Consider the following 24961-nt stretch of genomic DNA (forward strand, 5'->3'; position numbering starts at 1 on the left):
ATTCCCTGTTGGTCCCCGCGGACACAGCTCGTTGTCGTGGCTGGAACGCGAGGCGTGGTAATACGCTGTAAGGGCCACTTCACTTCCGACGAGGACTGGGTTATCAGCAGCCGAACGAAAGCCGACGACTGCGGTGCAGTATCACGAACAAGAATGAGCACAAACGATTCATAATACAACGCCGTGTAGGAGTGATAATGAATCATGCAGAGGGAGACATTGCTCGGAGCATGCATGTTCTATATGTGAACGATGATGCCGATTTTGCTGAATTGGCGCGGGCGAAACTGCGGACCAGTGCTCTCGATTTCGAGGTCACGACCGTCGCGACTGCAGAAGCCGCGCTAGAACGGCTGGAAACGTCTGCTATCGATTGTGTCGTCACGTCCTACTCACTGCCGGACAGCACGGGTATCGATCTTCTAGAGCGGCTTCGATCAGAACGGGACGAGTTGCCGACGATCCTGTTCACGGGACGGGGGAGCGAACAGATTGCCAGCGAAGCGACGCAGGCGGGCGTCTCTGATTACATCCCGATTCGCGCGGACCAGAACAACTTCGAGTTGCTCGCACGCCGTATCCAGACGCTCGTTACGGCCGCTCGCAAACAGGCAGTCGCCGAGCGGATGTCCGACCGCTTCCAGCGGACGCTCGAACGCGCAACGGACGCGATATACGCCGTCGACGGCGAGTGGCAAATCGAGTACATGAACCAGAGAATGGCCGAGCGTGTGGGCCGGGATACCGACGCTATCGTCGGTGCCAAGCTCTGGGAAGAGTTCCCATCGATAGTTGGAACGAAGCTCGAAGACGAATACCGAACCGCGATGGAGACCGGCGAGCCGGTGTCGTTCGAACAGCGCCTGGGAGAGCCGTTCGAGTACTGGGTCGAAGTGCGGGCCTTCCCGGACGACGACGGCCTCACCGTCTTTTCACGCGAAACAACGGGCGAACGGGAGCGGGAACTGGAGCTAGAACGCAGTGAGAAGATCCTCGAAAACATCCACGACGTCGTGTTCGTCCTCAATGGTGAGGGGACAATTGAATTCGCGAACGCGGCTTCGAATCGGCTGATTTCCGGGAAAGGGGCGGCTCAGCTCACCGGACGACGGCTGGAAGCGGTCGTGGGAGACCGCATAAGCGGAGCCGATAAAGAACGCTTTACAGAGGCGGTCGACTCAACGTTCGACGAGATAGAGAGCGACGGGGGCGTTACCGGATTGTACGACGCGGACCTGCAACTCGATATCACGGCCGACGGCGATAAACGGACGTTTGACGTCCGCATTACGCCGTTCCGTAGCCAAAAGAATCGGCAGGTGCTGGTCGTTGCCCGAGACATCACAGCGCAAACCGAGGCCAAGCGACAGTTGGAACGGGAGCGCGACGCGCTCCGGGAACTCCAGACCATTATGGCAAGGAGTGATGTCTCGGCCGAGACCCGACTCCAGGAGCTGCTTGAACTGGGGTGTCGGACGCTCGGTCTCGATATCGGAATCGTCTCACGCGTTCAGGGCGACGATTACACCGTCACGTCAGTACACGCACCGGACGCTGATATCGAGTCCGGTGATCAGTTTGAGTTGGAATCGACGTACTGCGAGGAAGTCGTGGGAACAGATTCGGTCTGTTCGTTCGCGGATGCTGTTGCCGATGGGAGAACAACTCATCCCGCGTATCGTGAGTTCGAGCTGGAGTCGTATATCGGCGTCCCGCTCGATGTCGACGGGGTCCGTTACGGGACGGTCAATTTTTCCAGTCCCACAACGCGAGTCGCTCCCTTCGGAGCGCTTGAGCGAACGTTTGTCGAGTTGCTCTCTGAGCTCGTGAGCGCCGAGATCTCGCGGGGGCAAGACCGGGCGGCCCTCCAGCGTCAGGAGTTCCTGTTCGAGCGAGTGCAAGACATCGCAGAGATCGGTGTCTGGGAGTACTTCCCGTCGACAGGCATCCTCGACTGGTCTGACGGAGTCCGTCGGATTCACGGTGTCGAGGACGAGTACGACCCGGTTCTCGATGATGCGGTCGAGTTCTACCATCCCGACGACAGAGAGACCATCGCAGAGGCGGTCGACCGAGCGATTGCGGACGGAGAACCGTACGATCTCGATCTCCGAATCGTTCGACCTGACGGAGATGTGCGCGATGTGCGGGCGTGGGGCGAGCGCGTCGACGATACGCAGGACGGCGAGCCCGTGCTGCGGGGCGTGTTTCAGGATATCACGGAGCGAAAAACCGAGGAGCGAGCTCATCGAGAGCTTGCCCAGGAGTACGAGGCACTGCTCAACACCTCCGGGGACGCCATATTCATGCTCGACGTCGAGACGGCCGGTAACGAGCCATCGTTCGAGTTTGCTCGACTCAGCCCCGGGTATGAGTCGCAGACTGGGCTCACAACCGAGGAAGTGCGGGGCCAGACGCCACGGGAGGTCTTCGGTGACGACCGCGGTACGGAACTCGCGGCGAACTACACCCGCTGTGTCGACCAGCGGGCACCGATCTCGTATCGAGAGGAGTTGGACATCGCTGATGACGCACGGTTCTGGGACACGAGCCTCGCGCCGGTCATCCTCGGCGACGAGATCGTCCGGATCGTCGGTATTGCCCGCAACGTAACCGAACAGGTCAAGCGGGAACGCGAACTCGAGACGACGAACCAGCGACTGGAATCACTCATCGAAGCCACGCCGCTCACCGTCATGGAAATCGACACTGACGGGACCGTCGTCCGCTGGAACGACGGGGCTGAAAACATGTTCGGCTGGTCGCGAGACGAGGTACTTGGCGAGTCCAACCCGATGGTCCCGGACGACCGACAATCTGAGTTCGCGTCTCACCGGGAACGCGCACTGAGCGGCGAGCCGATTCGCGGCAAGGAGGTACGGCGGGAACGGAAAGACGGCGAGGAGCTGGATCTGCTCCTGTCGGTCGCCCCGATCACTGCTCCGGACGGTGAGATAACGAGCATACTGGCCGTGCTGGAAGATATCACCGAACAAAAGCAGTTGGAGGCGAAACTCCGTTCACTGCAAGAGACTGCACAGCAGCTCAGTGCTGCGCAGTCGAGCGACGAGATCGGGGACATCGCCGTCGAGGCTGCTGGCGATATTCTCGGATTCGAGCTCACCGGAATCTGGGAGTACGCCGACCAGGCCGACGAACTCGTCCCACTGTCAGCGAGTGCAGCCACGAGGGAACTACTCGGTGAGCTACCGCGTTTGGAAGCCGGCGAGACGCTTGCGTGGGAGGCGTTCGAGGCGTCGGAGCTGCGTCGGTACGACGACATCCAGTCCGTAACATCACTCGATGAGGCCGACACGGAACTCAAGAGCGGCCTGTTCGTGCCCCTGGGCGAGTTTGGACTCATGGGTGTCGGCGCACCGCAGGAACGAACCTTCTCTGAGGCGGACGTGGACCTGTTCCAGATACTGGGCGCGACCGTCGAGGCGGCGTTCGCGCGCGCGAGCCGGGAAACGGAACTACAGCGACAGAACGAGCGACTCGACGAGTTTGCCAGCGTCGTCGCCCACGACCTCCGGAACCCGCTGTCCATCGCCATCGGTTTTCTGGACATCGTCGAGGAGACGGGCGATCTCAGTCACCTGGACCGTATCGAGGCGGCACATGACCGCATGGAGCGGTTGATCGACGATCTCCTCACGCTGGCGTGTGGCGAGAGCACGGTCACGGAGACGAAGCAAATCGACCTCCCGACCATAACAACGGAGGCGTGGGGATACGTCGACACCGCCGAAGCAACGCTGACGGTTGCCGATACAGTCCCGACAGTAGCCGGTGACGCCAGCCGGTTGACACAGCTGTTCGAGAACCTCTTCAGGAACGCGATCGAACACGGTGGGAAAGACGTCACGGTGACCGTCGGGCAACTGGAGGACGGTGACGGGTTCTACGTTGCGGACGACGGTGGCGGGATTCCACCGGCAGAGCGTGAGAACGTGTTTGAACACGGCGTTACGTCGACCGAAGGAGGCACTGGCTTCGGACTCTCGATCGTGGCCGACATCGCCAAGGCGCACGGCTGGACCGTCCGTGTGACAGAGGGGGCTGCCGGCGGGGCACGGTTCGAGTTTCGTTACTGAGCGTCACCTAGTAGCGGTTTCTCGGCACTGACAGTGACAGTTGTGGAGTCCGTGCTGGACCCGGCAGAACCAGTGTTACGGCCAGAGCCCACGTGCTTCGTGAGCCTCAGCGATGCGGGACAGTGCGACGATGTACGCCGCATCGCGCCACGTACAGTCGCGGTTTTCGAACTCCGAGCGGACTGCGTCCCAGGCCGCCCGCATCTCCTCGTCGAGTTCGTCGTTCACTCGCTCGAGTGGCCACGACCGACGGTTGATGTCCTGGAGCCACTCGAAGTAGCTCACCGTGACGCCCCCGGCGTTCGCCAGAATGTCCGGAATCACCTCGACATCTCGCTCGGCGAGGATCGAGTCAGCAGCGGACGTGGTCGGGCCGTTTGCCCCTTCGACGACGAACTCCGCGGCGATCTCGTCCGCGTTGGCCTCAGTGATGACGTTCCCGAGTGCGGCCGGGATGAGGACGTCGACATCCAGCGTCAACAGTTCGTCGTTCGAAATCACGGTGTCGGCGTACTCGGTGACCGCTTCGGGTTCCTCGTCGTGAGACGGCACTGTCGCCGTATCGATTCCGGCGGGGTCGTACATCGCTCCGTTTACGTCGCTGACCGCGACGACGGTCGCGCCCTGCTCGTCCAGTAACCGTGCTGCGTTCGCGCCGACACTGCCGTAGCCCTGAACGGCGACCGTGGTCTCGGATAGCGGTTGGTCGTAGTACTCACAGACCAGTTGTGAGATGATCGCGACGCTCCGGCCGGGCGCGTCTTCACGCCCCTCGCTCCCGCCGACAATCGGCGGCTTGCCGGTGACGACGCCCGGGGTCGTCTCGCCCTCCTGCATGGAGTAGGCGTCCATCAGCCAGGCCATCGTCTGTGGGTCAGTGCCCATGTCCGGGGCAGGGATGTCCCGGTTCGGGCCGATAACGTCCCGGAGTTCCTGTGCGAACCGGCGGGTGAGCCGTTCCTTTTCGTCCTCGCTCAGCGTTTTCGGGTTGACGGCGATACCGCCTTTGGCACCCCCGAAGGGCAGGTCCATCACCGCGCATTTCCAGGTCATCCAGATCCCAAGTCCGACGCACTCGTCCCTCGTCACGTCAGGGTGGTACCGGAGCCCGCCCTTGTACGGCCCCCTGACGCTATCGTGCTGGGCTCGGTACCCGGTGAACACGTCGACTGTGCCGTCGTCCCGCTCGATCGGGACAGTGACTTCGTGGACGTTTTGCGGATGCCTGAGTCGTTCGACGATGTTCGGGTCGATATCGAGATAGTTCGCGGCCCGGTGGAGTTGCAGGCGGGCCGTTTCGAGCGCTGATTCCGGTTCGGACGCCGACGGCTCTCCCGAAGGAGCGGGGCTCAGTTTCGGTCCCATCGCTATTCGAGCGGTGTCAGTCGGTTGCGCATCTCACCGCCGCAGTCCCGACAGTTCTCCGGTTGGCTCTCTGCTGCGATGACTTTGCCACACGCAAAGCACTCGTACGGTGTCTTCTCGTCGTGGTCTTGCTCTACATCTCTCATGGATATTCACGAGTGGCGGTTACAGACCGCCGGTCTCGATTAAGGAATAGAAGGACATTAGGGGAATATTAAGAGGTTAATCAAAGAAGTAGTGCGAAAAACAGTGGTTTATTATTAAACCGGTTTCACGACTCCCGGCTCGATACGCTCCGCTAGTCGAACAGTGCTGTGAACAGTTTCCGCTGGACGGTCCGCACGTGCTGGTAGAACGCGGGCGGAGAGATCTCGAGCATCGCAGCAATGTCTTCACCGGACTTGGTGCGCGGTGACTCGAAGTAGCCGCTGTAGTATGCGGTCTGGATCACCTCGAACTGCCGCTCCGTGAGATCCGTGAGGAACTCCGAACTGCGGTCGTGCTCGATGCCCCGTTCGAGCGTTTCCTTGCGCTTGAGTTCGACGCCGGAGAAGGTACTGTGGACCAGCTGCGCGATGTTTCGGACCTCGACGCTCTGGGGTACGTCGACGACGAGCGTCGTCCCGTCCGCGTCAGCGGTGGCTTCCCGGAAGATAGCCCCGTGGTCGGCCAGTTCCAGCGCGAGGAACGGCTGTGACAGTTCCAGCCGCAGGACACCGCTGTCAGTGCCGTCCGCACTGATCTGTGTGACGTCGTCTATCGTCGTCATGTCCGCCGCGGTCGCGGCGACCGTGCCCACGTCAGCGCCTTTGACGGTGACGAACACGCTGTCACCGGCCGGGGCGTGCTGGATGCCGCCCTCGTAGGAAAGGGTACACCCAGCCGACCGGGCGAGTCGTGACAGGAGGAACCGCTCGTCGTCGATGACGAACTCGACGCGGGTCACCGACGTCGTGAGCAACGCGTGTTTCCGTTCGATAGCGCTGAGCGCCGAGGCGATCGTCTCGCCGAGTTCGCGCAACACCGTGCGCGTCGTCTCGTCGAACGCGTCTTTCGTGTCCGCGTAGATGGTGAGGACCCCGTGTCTGAGGTCGTTGTACACCAGCGGAATACTCAGCACTGAGAGGAAGTCACGCGTGAGCGCGTCCGAGCGCCACGGCGCGTTCCGGAGATCGGCAGCGACGTTGGGGATCATCGTCAGTTCACCGGTCGCAGCCGTCTGGCCGGCGGGCTCAGTCTCGGAGGCCGCGACGGCGATCGACTGATTGTCGAGATACCCCTGTTCGCTGCCGGCCCATGCACGCGGTTTGACGGTATTCCCGCCCGGATCGACGCTCCCGATCCACGCGAACTTGAATCGGTCCGTATCAGTCAGCCGTTCGCAGACGGTGTGGGTGATCTCTTCCTGTGTTTCGGCGCTGACGATCGTCTGGTCTATCTCCCGAATCGTGTTGTTGATGTGATTCAGAGCGGTCAGCTGCTCGTTTTGCCGCTGGAGTTCGCGGTCCTGCTCCCGGAGCTGTGACTCCCGGACGACCCGGTCGAGGGCAGCTTCGGCGGTCGCCGCGAGCAGGTCGGTGAGTTCCTGTGTTACGTCGTCGAACACCCCGACAGCCGTCGAGCCGGTGACGAACACGCCGTGGTTGCCGAGCGGAATGAACATGACGCTCCGGAGGTCAGTGGCCCGGTTTTCCAGTCGGTCCGACGTGTGGACGTCGTCGAACACGAGTGTCTCGTCGTTGACGAAGCTGTAGCTCGGAAGCGTGTCGTCGTTCGTGCGAACGGCCGGCAACGGCCCGTGGTGTTCGGTCATCGCCTGTGACTGTGCGACGGGCTGGAGTTCGTTCGTCTCGACGTCGTGCAGGTAGATGGCACTCGCGGAGACGTCGAACACACTGAGCACGTCATCGACGATGTGCTGGGCGATCTCCTGATTGGTCTCCGTGTAGAGGAACTTCCGTGCGGTCTCCTGTAGCGTCGCCAGCGCCTCCTCGCGCTGTTTCCGTTTCGTGATGTCCCGGCAGCTGTACAGCAGTGTCCCGCCCTGAATCGCGACTTCGCGGACGTTGACCAGCAGCGTGTGCTCGTGGCCTGCCTTGTCGGTGACGGTACACTCGATGTTCTTGAGAACGCCCTTCTCTGCGAGTTCCGTCCGGTCGAACAGGTCCTCGCCGAGGAGCGTATCTATCGTCTCCTGTTCGAGAATCTCGTCGTCGGTGTAGCCGAAGATGAAGTGTACGTTCGGGCAGACGTAGGTGTACTCCCCGTTCTCGTTCGTCATGAGGACGGTGTCGGTCATGTTGCTGAGCGTGACCCGGTGGAGCTCCTCGGATTGGCGGAGGTCACGGTCGAGGGTGACCTGCTCCGTGATGTCTATCCCCTCAATGACGATTGAGGTGACGTCGCCGAAGTCGTTCTCGACCGGCCGAACCGAAAGCTCGATAACGCGGTCCGTGGCCGTGTCCGGACGGTGAACGACCGCGTTGCCGAACTGCCCGTCGCGTGCGGCCGCCACGAGCTGGCGGATGTCACGTTCGGTCCCCTCGGAGTGTGCCCACCACGGCAGCGTCCAGAAGGGGTCGCCGATGACCGCGTCCACGTCCTCGTCAATCATCGCCTGACCGGTCTGGTTCACGCGGGCGAGAGAGCCGTCCGGGTCGAGGACCCACGTGGCCGTCTGCGTGTCGTGAAAGACGGCGTCGAACTGCCGTGCCCGTTCGCGCTGCGTGATCGTTTGTCGGGCGGATCGGAGCGCGTTCCCGGTTCGATCAACCAACTCGTCTATCCGGGGGCCGTCAGCCCCTGTAAGTGGGACGTAATCGGAGACGCCGGCCTCGATTGCCTCGCTCGCGAGGGCCTCGCTTCCGTCCGTGGCTCCGAGGACAACCGGGAGGTCCGGCGCCGAGTCCCGGAGCTGTCGGACCAGCGCAACGCCACTTCCCTCGTCGAGCGTCTCGCCCGTGACGACACAGTCGACCGAGCCCTGTTGAACGGTATCCAGAGCTTCCGGTGCCGTCTCAACGGTGTGAACGTCGGCCCCGGTGCTCGCTTCGAGAGCGTCCGAGAACGGCTCCATCCAGGTCGTCGAGCCGACAGCGAGAACCCGGGCCGTATCGAGGGGCGTTTCGCTGGTGCTCATCTGCGCCTCCCGGAGGCGACGCTATCACTGAACGCGGTGGCGCTGCGCGTGGCTGCTGGTTCCGGTTGTCGCCACTTGTCGGGAAAGGGGTGCTTCAGTTGCCGCGTTTTGGCTGGAGGGTTCAATAATAAACACCTGGTGTCTGGAGGGCTTTGTTGCTAAACAATTTAGTATTTGCTCATTCCCCCGCTCGTTCCGGTCGAGTGCCATCGTTCAGGCAGTCGTGAAACGACGGTTCCCACCGATTCAGCTCAGCTATGATGGACGTTCAACGTCGCTTGACGGAGAAGCGAGCTATCAGGCACGTAGAAGAGCCGACGTCAGTGCCAGTGTTCCGATCCGTGACACGGGTCTGGCACTTCCCCAGCGAAGACATCCTGCTCGAACGCGCCGAGCGTCGTGACTGTCTGATCCCGGACGTCGACAGGGTCGACGTCCCAGTGAGTGGAACGGAACAGGTTGCAGACGCCGTGGCACTCGATACGGACACCGCTGTACAAGTGACAGACTGTTCGGGAAGTCTAGTAGTAAGAAACTTTGATAAAAATGTGAAGATAGGATAAAATATACGCTATCAGATGCCGTTGCAAGCCATTTATTAGTCACTACTGTGTATCTTGATGTAGTAATATTTCTGGTAGAAATGGATAGCTTTTGGTATCTCGATGAATCTGGTCGATACATGTCTGATGTAAATCCGTACCAGAGCCTGCGGACGCAGATCGACGCTGCGGCCGAATACATAGACGTCTCAGAGGGGCAACTGGAACGACTGAAGACCCCCGAGCGGATACTGGAAACGAACCTGTCCGTCGAGATGGACGACGGCTCGGTCGAGGTGTTCCGTGCGTACCGGTCACAGTTCAACGGCGACCGTGGCCCGTACAAGGGCGGGATCCGCTATCACCCGCAAGTGGACCGCGACGAGGTCAAGGCGCTCTCCGGGTGGATGGTCTACAAAACGGCGACGAGCGATATCCCGCTCGGCGGCGGAAAAGGCGGGATCGTCATCGACCCGAGCGACTATTCGGAGAGCGAACTCGAACGAGTCACGCGCTCGTTCGCGAAGGAACTGACGCCGCTGATAGGGGCCGACCGCGACGTGCCCGCACCCGATGTCAACACGGGCCAGCGGGAGATGAACTGGATCAAAGACACCTACGAGACACTCGAAAACACGACCGAACCCGGTGTGATCACCGGGAAGGACCTCGCAAGCGGTGGCAGCGAGGGCCGCGTCGAAGCGACCGGGCGTTCGACGGTCGTCGCGGCGCGTGAAGCCTTCGAGTATCTCGACAAGGACCTCGAAGGCGCGACAGTCGCGGTCCAGGGCTACGGGAACGCCGGCTGGATCGCGGCGAAGCTCATCTACGAGATGGGTGCCAACGTCGTCGCCGTCTCCGATTCCAGTGGCGCTATCTACAGCGAAACGTCGTTCGACCCCGTCGCAGTCAAGGACTACAAACGCGAAACCGGGAGCGTCGTCGGCTATCCGGAGGCCGAGGGGGAGCTCACGAACGAGGAACTGCTCACGCTCGATGTCGACCTGCTGATCCCGGCCGCGCTCGAAAACGCCATTGACGAGTCGCTGGCACATGACATCTCCGCTGATGTCGTCTCCGAGGCCGCAAACGGCCCGATCACTCCCGCTGCGGACGACGTTCTCAGTGACCGCGAGACGCTGGTCATTCCCGATATCCTCGCGAACGCGGGCGGGGTCATCGTGTCGTACTTCGAGTGGGTCCAGAACAGGCAGCGCTTCTACTGGTCCGAAGAGCGCGTCAACGAGGAGCTGGATTCGATTATCGTCGACCAGTTCGAGAACCTCGTCGAGGCCTACGAAGAGCAGGCACTCCCATCGCTTCGAACCGCCGCATACGTCGTCGCACTCCAACGGGTCATGAACGCCGGCCAGCAGAGCGGTACCTGGCCGTAACCAGGTCCCAGACCGCGGCCGGATGCACTGTTCTCGCCGACGGGGTCGAGCGCAAGCTGTCACCAAACGTCGCGATATTAAGGCCATCCAGCGACGAGAGACACTATGCCGACCGACCGCGTCACCGTCTCTCTCGATGAGGAGACCAAGGGCACGTTAGAAGGGCTGACCGACCGGACCGGGGAGAGTCAGAGCCAGCTGATCCGCGAGGCAATCGCGTTCTACGCAGCGAACTTCGACTCAGCGCACGCGAGCGACAGCGACCACCTCCAGACCTACTACGAGATGCTCTCGACGGGGGAACACGTGCTGCTGGATGTCGACTTGCTGCATGCACTCTTGAGTCAGTTTACCGATCCGGCGGACCGGGACGAGGCGGCTCTCGAAATGATCGATCAGGTGGCACAGTACCACGCTCAGGAGTATGCCGAACGGTTCCATTCGCTCGAAGACGTGCTCGAATGGCTCTCGCTGTGTGGCTTCCTGACTGTCCGCCGGGACGAGAAAGGGAGTTTCCACGTGGTGTTCCCGTCCGAGTCGGTGCGGTGGTTGATGATTCGGTTCATTCGCGGTAGCATCGCCGACCTCCCGTTCGAGATCGAGATCGAGGAGAGTGTTTCGAAAGTGCTCTTGAGAGAACGGGAACCGTGAATACTCCCGGCCAGATCCAGAAGTGAGCCCTTCTTACTGATTCATACAGTCAGTGTGGGTGACACAGCGTTCATACGACCGATGTGTCGGCTACACACGGCTCTTAACAATGTTTTTCCTTGCCAGGCGGATCCGTGACAGTGGCTATCAAAACTAACAATCATGAGTATTACAAAACGACTCAGGGCCGTCGGCCCGGGAGCGATGGTCGCGGCCGCGTTCATCGGCCCAGGCACGGTCACGACTGCGAGCGTTACCGGCGCGGAGTTCGGCTATGCGCTCCTGTGGACGATGGTTTTCTCGATTGTTGCAACGATCGTTCTCCAGGAGATGAGCGCGCGGCTTGGCCTCGTCTCGGGTGAGGGGCTCGGCGAAGCACTCCGGGAGCGGTTCGACAATCAGATCGTCGAGTACGTGAGTATATTCCTCGTTGTCGGGGCCATCGGCGTCGGGACCGCTGCCTACGAGGCCGGGAATATCCTCGGTGGTGCCGCGGGGCTCGCGACGATCACGGGTATCGACTCGACGGTGTGGGGCGTCGTAATGGGACTCGTCGCCGGAATACTGCTCTACACCGGGCGTTACAAACTGATCGAGCGGGCGCTTGTCGGCCTCGTCCTCGTCATGGCGTTCTCGTTCGTGGCGTCGGCGATCCTCATCGGTCCCGATCCCGGTGCGATTGCGATGGGGTTCGTCCCCGGTATCCCCTCGGGATCGCTGTACCTCATCACCGGCCTCATCGGAACAACCATCGTCGGGTACAATCTGTTCCTGCACGCGAGTAACGTCCAGGAGCGGTGGAGCGGGCCGGAGGATATCGGCCACTCACGGATCGACACGGTGCTGTCAATCGTCGTCGGCGGCGTGATCACGATCACGATCATGGTGACCGCGGCTGCAGCGTTCGAGCCGGGAACGCAGATCAGCGATATCGGCCGGATGGCCGAACAGCTGCGACCCATCGCGGGTCCGTACGCCGAACTGTTCTTCAGCATCGGCATCTTCGCCGCCGGGTTCACGAGCGCGACGACGGCACCGCTCGCGGGCGCGTGGGCGACCACAGGCGCACTAGGCTGGGATTCAGACATGCAGAGCACACAGTTCCGTGCCGTCTGGGGAACCATCCTCGGCGTCGGAGTTCTCTCGGTGTTGCTGGGTGGCAGTCCCGTCCAGATCATCGTGTTCGCGCAGGTGGTCAACGGGATTTTATTGCCAATCGTGGCGATATTCCTGATATACGCGATGAACCAGCGGGACCTCCTGGGCGAGTACACGAACGGGTCGATAGCGAACGCGCTGGGCGCTATCGTGACGCTCATCGTCGTGTGGCTCGGGGTTCGGACGCTTCTCAGCGTCGCGGGGGTGCTGTAGATGGGAGACCGGAGAATCGGCGTCGACGTCGGTGGTACCTTCACCGACGTGACGCTGTCGCTCGATGGCACGCTCGTGACTGCGAAAGTCCCGAGCACCGAAGACCAGAGCGAGGGCGTCATCGCCGGGATCGAGAAGGCCTGCGCGGAGGCCGACATCGACCCGGAGACCGTCAGCGAGTTCTCCCACGCGATGACCGTCTCGGTCAACGCGCTCCTCGAAGAAAACGGCGCAAAGACCGCGCTCGTCACGACCGAGGGGTTCCGAGACGTGCTGGAAATCGGCCGCCAGGACCGCCCGTCGCTATACGATCTGTCCGCGGAAAAGCCGACACCGCTGGTTCCTAGACGCCGGCGCTTCGAACTGTCCGAACGGGCGACTACCGACGGTGTCGAACAGCCCGTCGACGAGGACGAAGTCCGGGCAATCGCCGAGCAGCTACGCGAGCGGGACGTGGAGTCCGTCGCTGTCTCGCTGTTGCACGCGTACGCGCACCCTGAAAACGAACAGCACGTCGCCGATATCCTGCGGGACGAACTCGACGTGCCCGTTTCAGCCTCACACGAAGTCCTCGCCGAATTCCGCGAGTACGAACGAACGTCGACGACCGTCGTCGACGCGTACGTGCGGCCGGCGATTGACCACTACGTCAGCCATCTGACCGACCGGTCGCGGGAACTCGGGGTCCCACAGCCCCGAATCATGCAGGCAAACGGCGGGATCACCGACGCCGATACCGTCAGGCGGAACGCTGTGACGACCGTCCTTTCGGGGCCTGCTGCCGGCGTCGTCGGGGCCGGTTCGATGGCAGCCGACGACTCCGACGAACATGACGGGCTGGTCACGTTCGATATGGGCGGGACCTCTAGCGACGTGAGCCTCGTCCGCGACGGGGAAGCCGAGCGGACGACGGCGGGCGTCATCAACGAGCGGCCGATCAAGACGCCGATGGTCGACGTCGAAACAGTCGGCGCGGGCGGCGGGTCCATCGCCTGGGTCGACGCCGGGGGCGCGCTCCGGATCGGACCGCGCTCCGCCGGGGCTACCCCCGGTCCCGCCTGCTATGGGAAAGGCGGAACTGCGCCGACCGTCACCGACGCGAACCTTGTATTAGGATATATCGGAGAGAGCACGAGTCTGGGTGGCGAACTGTCGCTCGATGCGGACGCCGCCTACGACGCGCTCGCAAGCCTTGCAGAGGACGCAGGCTTAGACGGTCCGCTGGAAGCCGCTCGCGGCGTTTATCGCGTTGCGAACGCGAACATGACCAGGGCCATCCGGTCTGTGACCGTCGAGCGCGGGTACGACCCGCGGACGTTCGGTCTCGCCGCGTTCGGAGGTGCCGGGCCGATGCACGCGGCAGCAATCGCGGACAGTCTCGATATCGACCGGGTTGTGATTCCGCGTGCCTCGGGTGTGCTGTCGGCCTACGGCCTGCTCGCAGCCGACGAGAAGCGCGACGCGGTACGGACGTATCAGCGCTCGCTCGACAGGATCGACGCCGACGACGTCGACGCAGTCTACGAGGACATGGCCGACGAACTGCTGGCTGAGGTCAGCGACCGCGAGGCGGCGACAGTACGATACGCCGCCGACCTCCGGTACGCTGGCCAGAGTTTCGAACTCACTGTGGATATCGACCGCCCGTTCGACACCGCGGAGGCCCGCGAGCGGTTCGCAACAGCCCACGAGTCCGCGTACGGGTATCGGGCCGAGGAGTCTGTCGAACTGGTGAACTGTCGCGTGACGACGACCGTCGACCGGACGGCACCGTCGGTCGAGTACGCTGCCGATGGCGACCCACACAAGGGGTCCCGCGAGGCGGTGTTCGCCGGTGATGTCCGTGAAACGCCGGTCTACGAGCGGGCGCTGCTGCCACCACAGGACGAGATCGACGGCCCCGCGATTATCGAGGGCGATGAGAGCACAATCGTCATCCCACCGGCCTGGAACGTGCGGATACGCGATGACGGCACACTGACAGCGGAGGTGAGCGACACATGAGCGACGAAGCTACGACACCGAATGGGAATCGGGAGGCCATCGACCCCGTAACGCTGGAGATCCTCAGGAACCAGCTGGAGAGCGTGGCAACCGAGATGGGCCACGTGCTCATCCGCGGGGCGTACTCCCCGAACATCAAGGAGCGACAGGACTGTTCGACGGCGCTTTTCGACGCGTCCGGTCGGATGGTCGCACAGGCCGAACACATCCCGGTCCACCTCGGCGCGATGCCCGACGCGGTGGATATCGTCCTCCGGAAGGATCCAAAGCCGGGCGACGTGTTCATCGTCAACGATCCGTTCGCCGGTGGGACACACCTCCCGGACATCACGCTTGTCTCGACGATCGCACCCAATGACGAGATAGTCGGGTACGCCGTCTCGCGCGCCCATCACGCCGACGTGGGCGGGAGTTCGCCGGGGAGTATGCCACCGGGCGCACAGGAGATTTACGAGGAGGGGCTTCGACTGCCCGCGGTTCGCCTCGTCGACGGCGGCGAGCCAAACGAGGCGGTCCACGACCTCATCCGTGCCAACGTCCGGACGCCGGACGAGCGTGAGGCGGACCTCCGAGCCCAGCGCGCCGCGAACGAGCGGGCTGAGGAGCGTATCGGTGAACTACTGGCGGAGCACGGGCCGACCCTGCTTGAGGCGTTCGATGCCGTCATCGACTACTCCCGAGAGCGGGTCGAGGCTGAACTCGACGCGCTTCCGGACGGCACGTATCGCGCGCAGGATGTCCTCGAAGGCGACGGCGTGACCGATGCCGACATCCCGATCGAAGTGGCCGTCACCATCGATGGTACTTCGATAGCTGTCGACTTCGCTGGAACCGCCGACCAGGTGGCGGGCAACCTGAACGCGCCGCTCTCAGTCGCGAAGAGCGCGGTCTACTTCGTCGTCCGAGCGATCACCGATCCCGAGATTCCGCCGAACCACGGCTGTTACGAACCGGTCTCAGTGTCCGCACCCGAGGGATCGGTACTCAATCCGGACGCGCCAGCCGCGGTCGTCGGTGGCAACGTCGAGACGAGCCAGCGCGTCATGGACGTCACGCTGGCGGCGCTCGCCGAAGCGGCCCCCGGCGAGGTTCCTGCCGGTGGACAGGGAACGATGAACAACCTCATTATCGGCGATCGAACCGGGGAGTTCACATACTACGAAACGATCGGCGGCGGGTTCGGAGCCCGTCCCGGGAAAGACGGGATGGACGGCGTCCAGGTCGGCATGACGAACACGCTCAACACACCCGTCGAGGCGATGGAGGCCGAGTATCCGCTCCGGGTCGAACGGTACGCGCTGCGCCCGTCAAGCGGCGGCGACGGCAGATACCGCGGCGGACTGGGTCTCGAACGGACCGTCACCATCGAGACCGACGCCACCGTATCACTGCTGACTGAGCGGCGGCGGACGGCCCCCGCAGGAATCGATGGCGGCGAAGACGGCGCGACAGGCGAGAATCTGATCGACGGCGAGCCGGTTCCGGCGAAGGCGTCCGTTGACGTCGAGGCCGGGACGACCGTCTCCGTTCGAACACCGGGTGGGGGCGGGCACGGCGACCCAGCGGAGCGGGACCCGGAAGCACGGGAGCGTGACCGACGCGACGGTAAGGTAGCCGACCGGTGACCAGTCCTTGTCCGGTCTGGTTCCGGATAGCCATACGGACGTAGAATATCCCGACAATGGGGTCCACACACGGAGCCAGCCCCTCCCGTGGCCGGCTATCTCGCGAATATCGAAGGCTGTGAAACGTCGATCGGGCAGTGCAGTTTGCGGTGCTGCCCAGAAGGTTTCACTGCGGATCAGCTATCCGGCGTGCCGATAGCTTCCTGCACCCCGAGCCAGTTCGCGATTGAGCCGTCGGAGCCGGTGAGTGGCACTATCGTCACCCGGTTTCTAAAGCGTGTGCCGTCCGCCCGGTAGTTCCAGAGTTCGACGGTTCGGCGTTCCCAGATATCGATCCCCTCCCGCAGTGTCGCGACCGCCTCGGGGTCCGTCGCCGGCCCCTGCAGGAGTCGGAGGTTCTCGCCACGGAGTGCTGGAAGCGAGTAACCCGTCATCTCTCTGAACGTCCGTGTCGCATATCGGAGCGGGTTATCCTGGTACGCAGGCCCGGTGAGAGTCAAACCCAGCGGTGCCGTCCCGAGGCAGGCCATCCTGGCGATACGCTCTCGCTCAAACGCAGTCACGGAGCCTGGCTCAAACCCATCGAGGTCTCGAAGACGGGCCGTCGGCGACCTGTCGACGGATTCCGGATCGACACTCCCTAGCTGATGTGTTTCGACGAGCCCCGGAAACTTACGACGAAACCCGGCTTCATCGACCACCATAATTTCGATAAGTGCGTCCCTGAGTGCCGCCATGTTCGCAGTCGACAGTTCTAGCAGGCGGCCGCACAAACGCCCGTCGATACCAGGTTTTGTGGCCGACCGCCGTACAATTCCTGCTGATACAACGCCTGTGACTGATGCACGCCCGACTGTCATCATATCAATTTATATATATATCAGTCCCCGTTGACTAGCCTTCCGACGTCGAACGGGTAATACAGCCCCGACGAGGCCATAGCCATCCAGATTGATGCGCTGGAAACGAACGAAGATGCTTTCGAAAACGCGAACATCTCGACAGCGTACAATTTCGTCTCGCCAGCCAACCGCCGCTCGACTGGCCCGATTCATAGCCATGTTCCGGTCACCGCCGTGCCGCCCGATTCTTAATTTCGCGGAGGCTGTGCGAGGGCCTGTCGGACAGAACGGGAACGACGCTGACCAGCGGGTACCAGCTACAGGTCCAGGTGGGCGTGGATCGTCAAGTGGGCTTTTCATCCAGAACATCGAATTCCCCATCTGTCATCTGTGACAGCGCTTATCAGCTGCTATCATCTTTGGAGTCCCCGCTGTATTCAGACAGTACTGTTCACCAGGTTTCAAGCCAGCATCGGGTTCAGCTGCACAATACGGTTGCCCCCCACTGGACATCGCTGTATGCGTGCGAGCAAATAAGTATATTTGAAATAGTTACCATCGAAGATGACGGTATGAGGATTTCTATCGTCGGTGGGGGATTCGCTGGATTAGCAGCGGCACAACTGGCCGAAGAAGTCACTGCAGACGTGCAACTCTATGATAAGGGTACATACAGTGGAGATCGGAGAGGCGCGTGGGGCGAAATGGTCTGGGACTATTCACAGTTGCCACTAGATCGACACGTCCCGGGATACGTTAGAGAAGCTGATACCGGGATATTTGTCGGATCTGACGGGAAGACCGCGGTGAACCTCCCTGATGGAGTGATACTGAACAGAGGGGAGTTAGAGAAGCACTGGGCCAGGGCGCTCAAGCAAACAGAGATCGTAGAGGACGCGGAAGTCGACGAAGCGGCGTTTCGGCGGCTATCCACGGAATCCGATCTGTTGATTGATGCGACCGGGCAGTTCCCGATCTCAAGTCGATTCACGTCCCTGTCGTACGACGTGGCGTGTCCGACGCTGAGCGGAAGGATCGAGGCCGACTTCTCCCACCTCTACCCGGAACCGAGGGCACTCGCATACGAGGATTACTTCCTCTGGATCGTGCCACAGTCACGGGAGGAAGCGACTGTCGGACTCGGGTGTCGGGAAGACAAATCTCCTGTGCAACTATACACAGATATGCAAGCGGTGCTTGCGGAAGTCGATATCGAGCCTCCGGAACGTGAGGCGCTTTACAGCGGAACCGATGTCTCGAACGGCCTGCGGAGTATCTCACACTGCTCGTACGAATTAAACGACTGCACGGTACATATCGCGGGTGATGCCATCGGAGTAGCGAACCGTCTGACTGGCTTCGGGATGGTACATGCAGCACAGTCCGGGCGGGCCGCTGTGAGATCATTCGTGCAGGGGGAATCGTATAAGCGGCGGTTGTTGTGCCAGAACTTCTGGACAAAGGCTGTCACCGGTGCGATCTCCCCCGTCCATCACAGCATCGGGTTGGAGGGGATCGCTCGTCTATCGAAGGGAGATCTTGAGTATCAAGAGAGCTTCGAGCCCCAGCAGCCTGCGGATATTCTAAGCGCTGTTCGAGCCTTTATATAGCATCTCCGATCTTGTATATTTGCGACCGGAAGCGATTTTTGAGTTCTGTGGTCGTGATGCAGGTTCCAACCTGTTGTTGGTTATTGCCGCCCGAAAGGTGGCACGATGCTAGATGTCGACCGAGAGCTGCTGAGTAGTTGAGCTGTTCGGAATGATATCTATCCGCGATATCCCGTTTCATCAGTTATATAGAGTGGACAAGTTTTCCAGCTATATCTTCTAACCATACTGTATAGTCAAGAACTTTAGCTATACTTTGTAGCTATACTGGTTCATCGGATAATCTAGCTAACAGGTATAGCTATACCGAATAGCCAGTAGGTCCAACAAGCTGAGATAGTCACTTGACACAGCTATTGACTCCAGATTTTTCGAGCGTATACCGGCATAGGGCTATAAATACCACACAAATCAATCACAGATTCCAGAGAACAACTCCAGTTGATTCCCCTCTCACCGCCAAAGAGGCGGAAAGATCTCAGCGCGAAGCAGTCGACTGTTCCCAGTCGTACCCCCACTCACGGAGCTTTTCGGCAACGAGGTCCGGATTGTCCATAGCAACGACGAGAGCGGCCTCTAGTGCGTCGGTCTTGTACACATCCTCACCGACTTCGTCTTCGAGATTACGGAGAAACGTGGACTCCCGCTCCTCAACCTCGGGCCGAATGAAAATCGGTCGCTGCTTGCGGTCCTGTTTGACTGAGTCACGACGAAATTTGTACGGGATGTCGGGCTGGGCCGTTGGTTCTGCGTCAGTGGGTTCGGTTTCAACATCCATCACACCGTCCTGCTGGTCATCCGGTTCTGGCTCCGAGTCCGTCTCCGCAAACGGATCATCACCGGAGCCGGATTTCATGCTGTCGCCTCCTGTTCACGGGTCTGGTGGAGATGCGCAGCCAGTTCTTCGAACTGCTCCAGGGTTTCGAGTTCGTAGTCACGTTCCCGGTTCCGGTGTTCTTCGATGTATTTGAACGCCGAACACTGTTTGCGCCAACACCCTTCGAGCAGGGACGTACGCTCCCGGAAGACTACCGGTATGTCGTACGACTCCGCCTGGAGGCGTTTGAGCATCTCCTCTTGATCGTTCGTGCCCTTGAATCGGTTCGGTACCGCAGCCAACACGCCCACATTGATATCCAGCGTGTCTTCAAGTCCGGTAACCAGGTCCGCTAGCCCCTCGACGGACTGTTGCCCCTTCCCGCTCGGTTCGAACGGAATAACGAGATTTCGCGTCGCATGCAGTGCATTGTACAGTTTCACGTCCGCAGTTGCCGGGGGGTCGATGATGACAGTGTCATACTCGGATGGAACGCCCGCGTCCTTCAGCACACGAAGGAGCTGAACGTTCGGGTTCCAGTTCTCACCGAAGTCCGCCGCTTCCTCCTCGCGACGCCGCAAGTGCTTCGAAAGGACTTCCAGGGAATTGTGGGCGGGGAGGACATCGACACCTTCCGAGGTCTCAATGAGATCGGCAAACGGCCCGCGTGGCCGCTCGACGAGGTGCCGGACCAGGCTATCGGCCTCTGAATCCGTTCGGTGGTCCGCAACGTCAAACAGGAACGAGAGACTCCCCTCCTGTGGGTCCATGTCGATTGCCAGTACGTCGTGACCAGCACGGGCATCGGCGACAGCGAGGTTCGCCGCCATCGTTGTCTTGCCGACACCGCCGGCCTCGCTGTACACGGTGTAGGTCAGCATACTGTATCGGATACACCACACAGATATAAAGATTAGTCAGACGGTATAGCTATACTAAATAGCTATACTACAAGCCACGTATAAACACCTATCCGGCTAAAGCCGCCGGCTACTCGGAGAACAACCCCGCAAGCGTATCGCGCATCTCGGCCCGTCGGTGGGACCGGGCCTCCGATTCGGAGAGATAGTTGTCAAGTACGACCTGTGCGGACGCCGAGCCCTGCTCGGCTGCAACGTCTTCAAACCGCTCCGCCACTCGCCTGACAGCAGCGCCGTACGTCGTATACCAGAACCGACGGCCTGTTTTCGGCGTTGGCATGTCACCCTCGACGGTGACGCCAGCGGATTCGGCCACTGATTTGAACCGACGACGAACCGTTTCGGCAGTCAAATGTCCGGCGGACGCAGCGGGAGAGGGGAGGAGATAACCGTTCCACTCCGGACCGGCAAGCATGTCGATGCGTCGTTGTACTGTCTCTAGACCGGCCAGCAACGCCACGGTTCCGGGACCGTTTTTGCGCTCGCCGTCACCGAATTCTATGTACGGTTGGGAGTCATCGTCCGGGTCAAGATTGAGCTGCCGGATATGCAGGGACGCAACTTCACTCGGCCGAAGGCCCCAGCCACAGCATGCGACCACGATGAATCGGTCTCGCTGCTCAGCCGCCGCTGCATACAGACGCTGAACTCCGCTTCTATCGAGTGCTTTGTTGTCCCAAGACGGAGTTCGATCCCATCCAAACCTGATTTCGAGGTCAGCTAGCGGATTGTACGCTGCATCTCCGAACATCACCAAGTGCTTGTAGAACTGCCGCGTGTCCTGGACGTACTTTCGTCGTGACGCAAGCGTCGTTAGTGCCTCATCCAGTCCGTCTAAGGCGTCAAACGTCGCTGCAACCCGATCCATCTCCGCGGCGCGTTCGTCGGGATTCTCCAGCGGTGCCAGCAGATCTTTTGTATCGTGGATATTAGTATATATTTTCGTGTAGCGCCGCAGGATCGACCGCCGTGTGTCGATTGTCGCCTCCGCACGTCCACGACGGGTTTCGAGCTCCTCGAGGTAGTCCTCAATCGCCCGCTGTGTGTTCGCAGAGAGAAAATCGAATGACTCCGTCGTATTCTCCGCTTTTGGGACCCCGATCTCGTCGTAGAACTGCCCCGGTGACAGATCGAGCCGCCGCTGGAGATGCTTGACGAATCCCGGGAACCGGCTATTTAGCCAGGTGTACGTGGGGGTTTCAGCGGCCGAATCCAGGCCGTCGTTTTCCATCGTCGGTACGACTGTCTCAAAATAAAAAGACTCGCAGTCCGCCACGTCCATCGTCGCGTATCGGGTTTCAGTCATTGGATCGGATTTGGCTCTCTGAACTGCAGTAACCGCCGAACGGTTCTGGGTAGATCATCTGAATCACCGAATTTTCGTATTCAGCGTATATCCATCGCACTACTAATAGTTTGTCTTGTATTGTTTTCTCATGCAGAAACCCACAACAAGACAAATATGGCCATCTGTATTACCTCAGCAAATAAATCGTATATCGCTATACCAAATCTGAGCTGCTACCAATCGGATAGTAACCGTCATCGGGAGATGAGATTCGTAACAGACCCGTACTTCGCTAAACAGTGCCTCTGACAGGACCGTCTGGTTCAGCACCGCCGCGAGCCGCTCCTTCGCTTCTCGATGAAACCTCCAGCCAGAAGGGGACTAACTCCGATGTTCCGGGCCCCTTCAGTCGTTATTCCCCAGGCCCGAACTGTTGGCAGCCGAATCGCTCCCTGTTCTCCCGCTGTGCACAGAGGTAATCAAGCCGTTTTTCCATTTCGGATCTGGACATGCCAGCTGGGCTCTCCTGTGACTCCGCGAGCCGGGCTCGACTCGCATTGAGCAACTTGTCCTTCTTCTCCAGTTCCGCCACCAGCGTGTCAACGTCCTCGTTCCGGGTTTCTAACCGTTCATCGAGGTCTTCGGCGCGGGATTGTGCGGCCCGTTTCTCTTCTTGCGTCTCGTTCAGTTGTTCGCGCAATTCCTCGTTTTCAGCACGGAGTTCCTCGTTCTCTGTCTGTATGTCCTGGGCCGAGTCCTGGAATGCAACGGTTGTCCCGACTGTCCCGCTAGTGGCCACCACGAAGACAACGATTACCCAGGAACTGATATTGCGTGCGAAGGTTGTCAACGGCGATCCACCTCCACCAGCGTCCGATCAATATACTGCTGCTCGCTCCGAGACAGGATCCTCAAAGGTTGAATCGTCATGTACCAGCCTGATTGGTTTGTGCTACTAACCGTAGTTCCCAGTTAGTTGTGTTTAGACAGTACCGGTTCCCCAATAGTACACCGATGGCAGGGGAGACTCAGGGGGGGGGCTGTATCGGTAGTCTGCACTCAGTGATTCACGCCAATCTGGCTCAGCGACGACCGAATCAGGATCTAATCCGTAGGCGTAGACGGTTCCCTGCAGTGTTCTGACTCGACTCCGCCATATATCGTAACCACGATATCACTTGATCTCGACAAACAGGAACACCGCCAGCGTGGCTGTTCCGATCAAAACGATGTAGTGAGGAATGTCCGGCCGCGAAAACGCCTACGTGAGAATCGCAGGGATGACCAGTACCAGCCAGTTGGTCGTCTTATCGACCGCCCCAGAACTTCGTGCGGTAGATCTCGCCACGGTACAGATGTGCCATGGCCGGCCGCAGACATATATCCGCTAGGAGATCCTCGCCAACTTCCCGCTGTTTGGAATCGGTTGCGTCGACGTCCATGTCTGAATTAGGCCACTGACCTGTGCTTTGTTTCGGTGGCCTACTCCGACGAGAGAACAGGGATTCGGAGTGTGACAGTCGTTCCGAGCGTCTCACTCGCCTCGATATCAACGGTCCCACCCGCGATATCAGTGCCCCACACGACCAGCGCAAGCCCGAATCCGCTCCCGTGCCTCAACGGCGTTTCCGAGCCGTGTTCGACGAGAGCGAGCTCGTTGGAATCGATACCGGGCCCGTTGTCCTGTACAGTGACTTGCACGTAGTCACCGTCCTGTTCGACGTCGATTGACACCACAGGGTCGGGAGAAGTGTTGTGTTGAGCGGCGTTTTGAATGATGTTCAGACAGACGACATCGAACAGGCAATCCACCGCGAAATCATCCTGTCCGGGCGTATAGTTGAACCTGACCTCCGGATACGCTTCGCTAGTCGTATCCACACACTCCTCGAGGATGGAGTGCAGACTGAGAGTGTCACGTTCCTCTCGGCTTTGTTCGAAGATATCGATAACGGAACGGACTTTCTCGCCGAGTTCGTTGATTTCGACGGCGTGTTCTTGCAGGGTTGCAGCCTTCGACTCGCTGTTGTGCGTGGCTAGATACGCAGCGTTGCCGAGGATGACTTGTACGTTCGTTCGGATGTTATGCCGGAAAACGCGGTGGAGAACCTCCAGTCGTTGCTGGTCTCTGAGAAGGTTACTCACATCGTGGAGTGTAATCACCCGGCCGATAGTCCGATCATGGATATCTGTGACGAGACTTTCAGAGACATCGTAGGATCGGGCTACCCCCGGAGGGCGGTAAATCGTTTGCCCGGCCTGGACTGTGCTACCGAGCGCCGAGAGGTCCGGACTTATCTGGTCAAGTGGTCGGCCAAGCGCTTCGCTTGCTGTCGTCTGTAGGGCGGTGGTAGCTTGGTCATTCATATCGACGATGTGATCGTGCGTATCCAACACGAGGGCCCCCTGCTGCATTTGCTGAAACAACGAATTGCGAGCATGGCGGATCGGTGTCGGGTTCGCACCGAAGAGCTGGAACCTGGTGAGTGCCCCCAGATACGCGAGCCCGGACACCGCGAAGGCAATCGGTGTCGGATCGACACCGGCAGATGGGAGTGAACCCATCAAAAAGAGAATATTCGTCACCCAGGGTGCCAGGAGGCCGAGAAGGAGTGCTAAGCTCTGGCCGCGGAACGGGTCAACTTGGCTCGTGACGAGTTTCAACAGCGGCAGTGCGCCGAGAAGGCCCAGCAGATACGTATACCCAGCGATAATCCAGAACCAGACACCCGGTGTTCTGTTCAACGTCTGGATCCCGTGTTCCTGAACGATGACGGAGTTTGTGTACAGTAACTGATGGGAGTGACTTGTGAGGCCCAGAAAGACGGTAATTGCTGGGACGATCGAATAGAGCAGAATGTGCTTGCGGGCTGTGTATTCGGTATAGCCGGCGTATTCGAGCGAAAAAAGCAGCCACGCTATCGGGATGATTGCAACACCGATCCAGGAGACGTCGACCCAGAAAACCTTCGCACTAAGCGTCGTTGCATCGATCCGGAAGATCAACGTCGCCGACCACCAGCACTGGCCTGCCAGGAGCAGAATAAGCGGGTCAGCGCCGGGTTCGGGACGCTCTTTCCAGGCGAGGAGGCCACCCGTAACGCCGACCGCAATCGTAGCGACCAACACCAGCTTCATCAGCGTCAGTGAGAACACAACTATGTTGAAGATTAATCGGCCGCCATCGTTATAACCTATTTGCCTTCGAAAGTATCGCAGGCTGACAGAAACGCTCTCAGAGTTCGGAATTCCAGTGGTAGAAGGTTGCATTACAAATAAAGGTAATTTATATGATA

At 60.3% G+C, this 24961-nt stretch carries 16 protein-coding genes and 1 pseudogene; 7 read left to right on the forward strand and 10 right to left on the reverse strand.

All coding sequences use genetic code 11. The features are described from left to right. Nucleotides 1-197: 197 nt before the first annotated feature. A complete protein-coding gene (locus ACY9XZ_RS13410) occupies nucleotides 198-4097 on the forward strand; it encodes a PAS domain S-box protein (protein ID WP_463457524.1) in 3900 nt (1299 codons plus the stop codon). Between the two features lie 75 nt (nucleotides 4098-4172). On the opposite strand, the gene gdhB is transcribed toward ACY9XZ_RS13410, so the two are convergent. The 3 genes from gdhB to ACY9XZ_RS13425 form a co-directional block, all read right to left on the reverse strand. Then, nucleotides 4173-5462 carry a glutamate dehydrogenase GdhB gene (gdhB, locus tag ACY9XZ_RS13415; protein ID WP_463457525.1) on the reverse strand — a complete coding sequence of 430 codons (1290 nt, stop codon included), beginning with the start codon at nucleotides 5460-5462 and terminating at the stop codon, nucleotides 4173-4175. Nucleotides 5463-5464: 2 nt separating this feature from the next. Next, nucleotides 5465-5608 carry a rubrerythrin-like domain-containing protein gene (locus ACY9XZ_RS13420; RefSeq protein WP_463457526.1) on the reverse strand — a complete coding sequence of 48 codons (144 nt, stop codon included), beginning with the start codon at nucleotides 5606-5608 and terminating at the stop codon, nucleotides 5465-5467. 152 nt (nucleotides 5609-5760) lie between these two features. After that, nucleotides 5761-8601 carry a bacterio-opsin activator domain-containing protein gene (locus tag ACY9XZ_RS13425; protein WP_463457527.1) on the reverse strand — a complete coding sequence of 947 codons (2841 nt, stop codon included), beginning with the start codon at nucleotides 8599-8601 and terminating at the stop codon, nucleotides 5761-5763. 682 nt (nucleotides 8602-9283) lie between these two features. Here ACY9XZ_RS13425 and ACY9XZ_RS13430 point away from each other — a divergent pair. The 5 genes from ACY9XZ_RS13430 to ACY9XZ_RS13450 all read left to right on the forward strand — a co-directional run bounded on the left by ACY9XZ_RS13430 (nucleotide 9284) and on the right by ACY9XZ_RS13450 (nucleotide 16188). Beyond that, nucleotides 9284-10537: a Glu/Leu/Phe/Val family dehydrogenase gene (locus tag ACY9XZ_RS13430; protein ID WP_463457528.1), complete on the forward strand. Its 1254-nt coding sequence runs from the start codon at nucleotides 9284-9286 to the stop codon at nucleotides 10535-10537. Between the two features lie 105 nt (nucleotides 10538-10642). Beyond that, nucleotides 10643-11188 (forward strand): ribbon-helix-helix protein, CopG family, encoded by a 546-nt coding sequence (locus ACY9XZ_RS13435; protein WP_463457529.1) that lies wholly within the window; start codon nucleotides 10643-10645, stop codon nucleotides 11186-11188. Nucleotides 11189-11350: 162 nt separating this feature from the next. Beyond that, nucleotides 11351-12559, forward strand: coding sequence for an Nramp family divalent metal transporter (locus ACY9XZ_RS13440; RefSeq protein ID WP_463457530.1), 1209 nt, complete (start codon nucleotides 11351-11353; stop codon nucleotides 12557-12559). Beyond that, complete coding sequence (locus tag ACY9XZ_RS13445; protein WP_463457531.1) at nucleotides 12560-14563, forward strand: hydantoinase/oxoprolinase family protein; 2004 nt, start codon at nucleotides 12560-12562, stop codon at nucleotides 14561-14563. It begins immediately after the preceding gene. Then, nucleotides 14560-16188 (forward strand): hydantoinase B/oxoprolinase family protein, encoded by a 1629-nt coding sequence (locus ACY9XZ_RS13450; RefSeq protein ID WP_463457532.1) that lies wholly within the window; start codon nucleotides 14560-14562, stop codon nucleotides 16186-16188. The genes ACY9XZ_RS13445 and ACY9XZ_RS13450 overlap by 4 nt, the downstream gene beginning before the upstream one ends. A gap of 176 nt (nucleotides 16189-16364) precedes the next feature. Here the strand turns inward: ACY9XZ_RS13450 and ACY9XZ_RS13455 are convergent, their stop codons facing one another. Then, nucleotides 16365-16622 (reverse strand): PAS domain-containing protein, encoded by a 258-nt coding sequence (locus ACY9XZ_RS13455; protein WP_463457533.1) that lies wholly within the window; start codon nucleotides 16620-16622, stop codon nucleotides 16365-16367. Nucleotides 16623-17602: 980 nt separating this feature from the next. Between ACY9XZ_RS13455 and ACY9XZ_RS13460 the strand changes: the two genes are divergently transcribed. Continuing rightward, on the forward strand, nucleotides 17603-18640 hold the full coding sequence (locus ACY9XZ_RS13460) for an NAD(P)-binding protein (RefSeq protein WP_463457534.1): 1038 nt from the start codon (nucleotides 17603-17605) through the stop codon (nucleotides 18638-18640). 478 nt (nucleotides 18641-19118) lie between these two features. On the opposite strand, the gene ACY9XZ_RS13465 is transcribed toward ACY9XZ_RS13460, so the two are convergent. The 6 genes and pseudogenes from ACY9XZ_RS13465 to ACY9XZ_RS13490 all read right to left on the reverse strand — a co-directional run bounded on the left by ACY9XZ_RS13465 (nucleotide 19119) and on the right by ACY9XZ_RS13490 (nucleotide 24935). Continuing rightward, entirely contained in the window at nucleotides 19119-19496 is a 378-nt protein-coding gene (locus tag ACY9XZ_RS13465) for a hypothetical protein (RefSeq protein WP_463457535.1), read from the reverse strand. Next, nucleotides 19493-20338 carry a ParA family protein gene (locus tag ACY9XZ_RS13470; protein WP_463457536.1) on the reverse strand — a complete coding sequence of 282 codons (846 nt, stop codon included), beginning with the start codon at nucleotides 20336-20338 and terminating at the stop codon, nucleotides 19493-19495. The genes ACY9XZ_RS13465 and ACY9XZ_RS13470 overlap by 4 nt, the downstream gene beginning before the upstream one ends. A 109-nt stretch (nucleotides 20339-20447) precedes the next feature. Then, on the reverse strand, nucleotides 20448-21683 hold the full coding sequence (locus tag ACY9XZ_RS13475; RefSeq protein ID WP_463457537.1) for a tyrosine-type recombinase/integrase: 1236 nt from the start codon (nucleotides 21681-21683) through the stop codon (nucleotides 20448-20450). 394 nt (nucleotides 21684-22077) lie between these two features. Continuing rightward, entirely contained in the window at nucleotides 22078-22515 is a 438-nt protein-coding gene (locus ACY9XZ_RS13480) for a hypothetical protein (protein ID WP_463457538.1), read from the reverse strand. 195 nt (nucleotides 22516-22710) lie between these two features. Next, nucleotides 22711-23107: pseudogene (locus ACY9XZ_RS13485) on the reverse strand (DUF2270 domain-containing protein); the annotation flags it as partial. 40 nt (nucleotides 23108-23147) lie between these two features. After that, nucleotides 23148-24935 (reverse strand): histidine kinase N-terminal 7TM domain-containing protein, encoded by a 1788-nt coding sequence (locus tag ACY9XZ_RS13490; RefSeq protein ID WP_463457539.1) that lies wholly within the window; start codon nucleotides 24933-24935, stop codon nucleotides 23148-23150. Between the last annotated feature and the right edge of the window lie 26 nt (nucleotides 24936-24961).

The organism is Haloarcula sp. HT12 (assembly GCF_055271655.1).

Coding starts and splice junctions, on each gene's coding strand:
- ACY9XZ_RS13460 (WP_463457534.1), top strand. CDS start 17,603: ATGAGGATTTCTATCGTCGGTGGGGGATTCGCTGGATTAGCAGCGGCA.
- ACY9XZ_RS13430 (WP_463457528.1), top strand. CDS start 9,284: ATGTCTGATGTAAATCCGTACCAGAGCCTGCGGACGCAGATCGACGCT.
- ACY9XZ_RS13425 (WP_463457527.1), bottom strand. CDS start 8,601: ATGAGCACCAGCGAAACGCCCCTCGATACGGCCCGGGTTCTCGCTGTC.
- ACY9XZ_RS13455 (WP_463457533.1), bottom strand. CDS start 16,622: ATGACGGGTTACTCGCTTCCAGCACTCCGTGGCGAGAACCTCCGACTC.
- gdhB (WP_463457525.1), bottom strand. CDS start 5,462: ATGGGACCGAAACTGAGCCCCGCTCCTTCGGGAGAGCCGTCGGCGTCC.
- ACY9XZ_RS13445 (WP_463457531.1), top strand. CDS start 12,560: ATGGGAGACCGGAGAATCGGCGTCGACGTCGGTGGTACCTTCACCGAC.
- ACY9XZ_RS13490 (WP_463457539.1), bottom strand. CDS start 24,935: ATGCAACCTTCTACCACTGGAATTCCGAACTCTGAGAGCGTTTCTGTC.
- ACY9XZ_RS13470 (WP_463457536.1), bottom strand. CDS start 20,338: ATGCTGACCTACACCGTGTACAGCGAGGCCGGCGGTGTCGGCAAGACA.
- ACY9XZ_RS13435 (WP_463457529.1), top strand. CDS start 10,643: ATGCCGACCGACCGCGTCACCGTCTCTCTCGATGAGGAGACCAAGGGC.
- ACY9XZ_RS13420 (WP_463457526.1), bottom strand. CDS start 5,608: ATGAGAGATGTAGAGCAAGACCACGACGAGAAGACACCGTACGAGTGC.
- ACY9XZ_RS13475 (WP_463457537.1), bottom strand. CDS start 21,683: ATGACTGAAACCCGATACGCGACGATGGACGTGGCGGACTGCGAGTCT.
- ACY9XZ_RS13440 (WP_463457530.1), top strand. CDS start 11,351: ATGAGTATTACAAAACGACTCAGGGCCGTCGGCCCGGGAGCGATGGTC.
- ACY9XZ_RS13465 (WP_463457535.1), bottom strand. CDS start 19,496: ATGAAATCCGGCTCCGGTGATGATCCGTTTGCGGAGACGGACTCGGAG.
- ACY9XZ_RS13410 (WP_463457524.1), top strand. CDS start 198: ATGAATCATGCAGAGGGAGACATTGCTCGGAGCATGCATGTTCTATAT.
- ACY9XZ_RS13450 (WP_463457532.1), top strand. CDS start 14,560: ATGAGCGACGAAGCTACGACACCGAATGGGAATCGGGAGGCCATCGAC.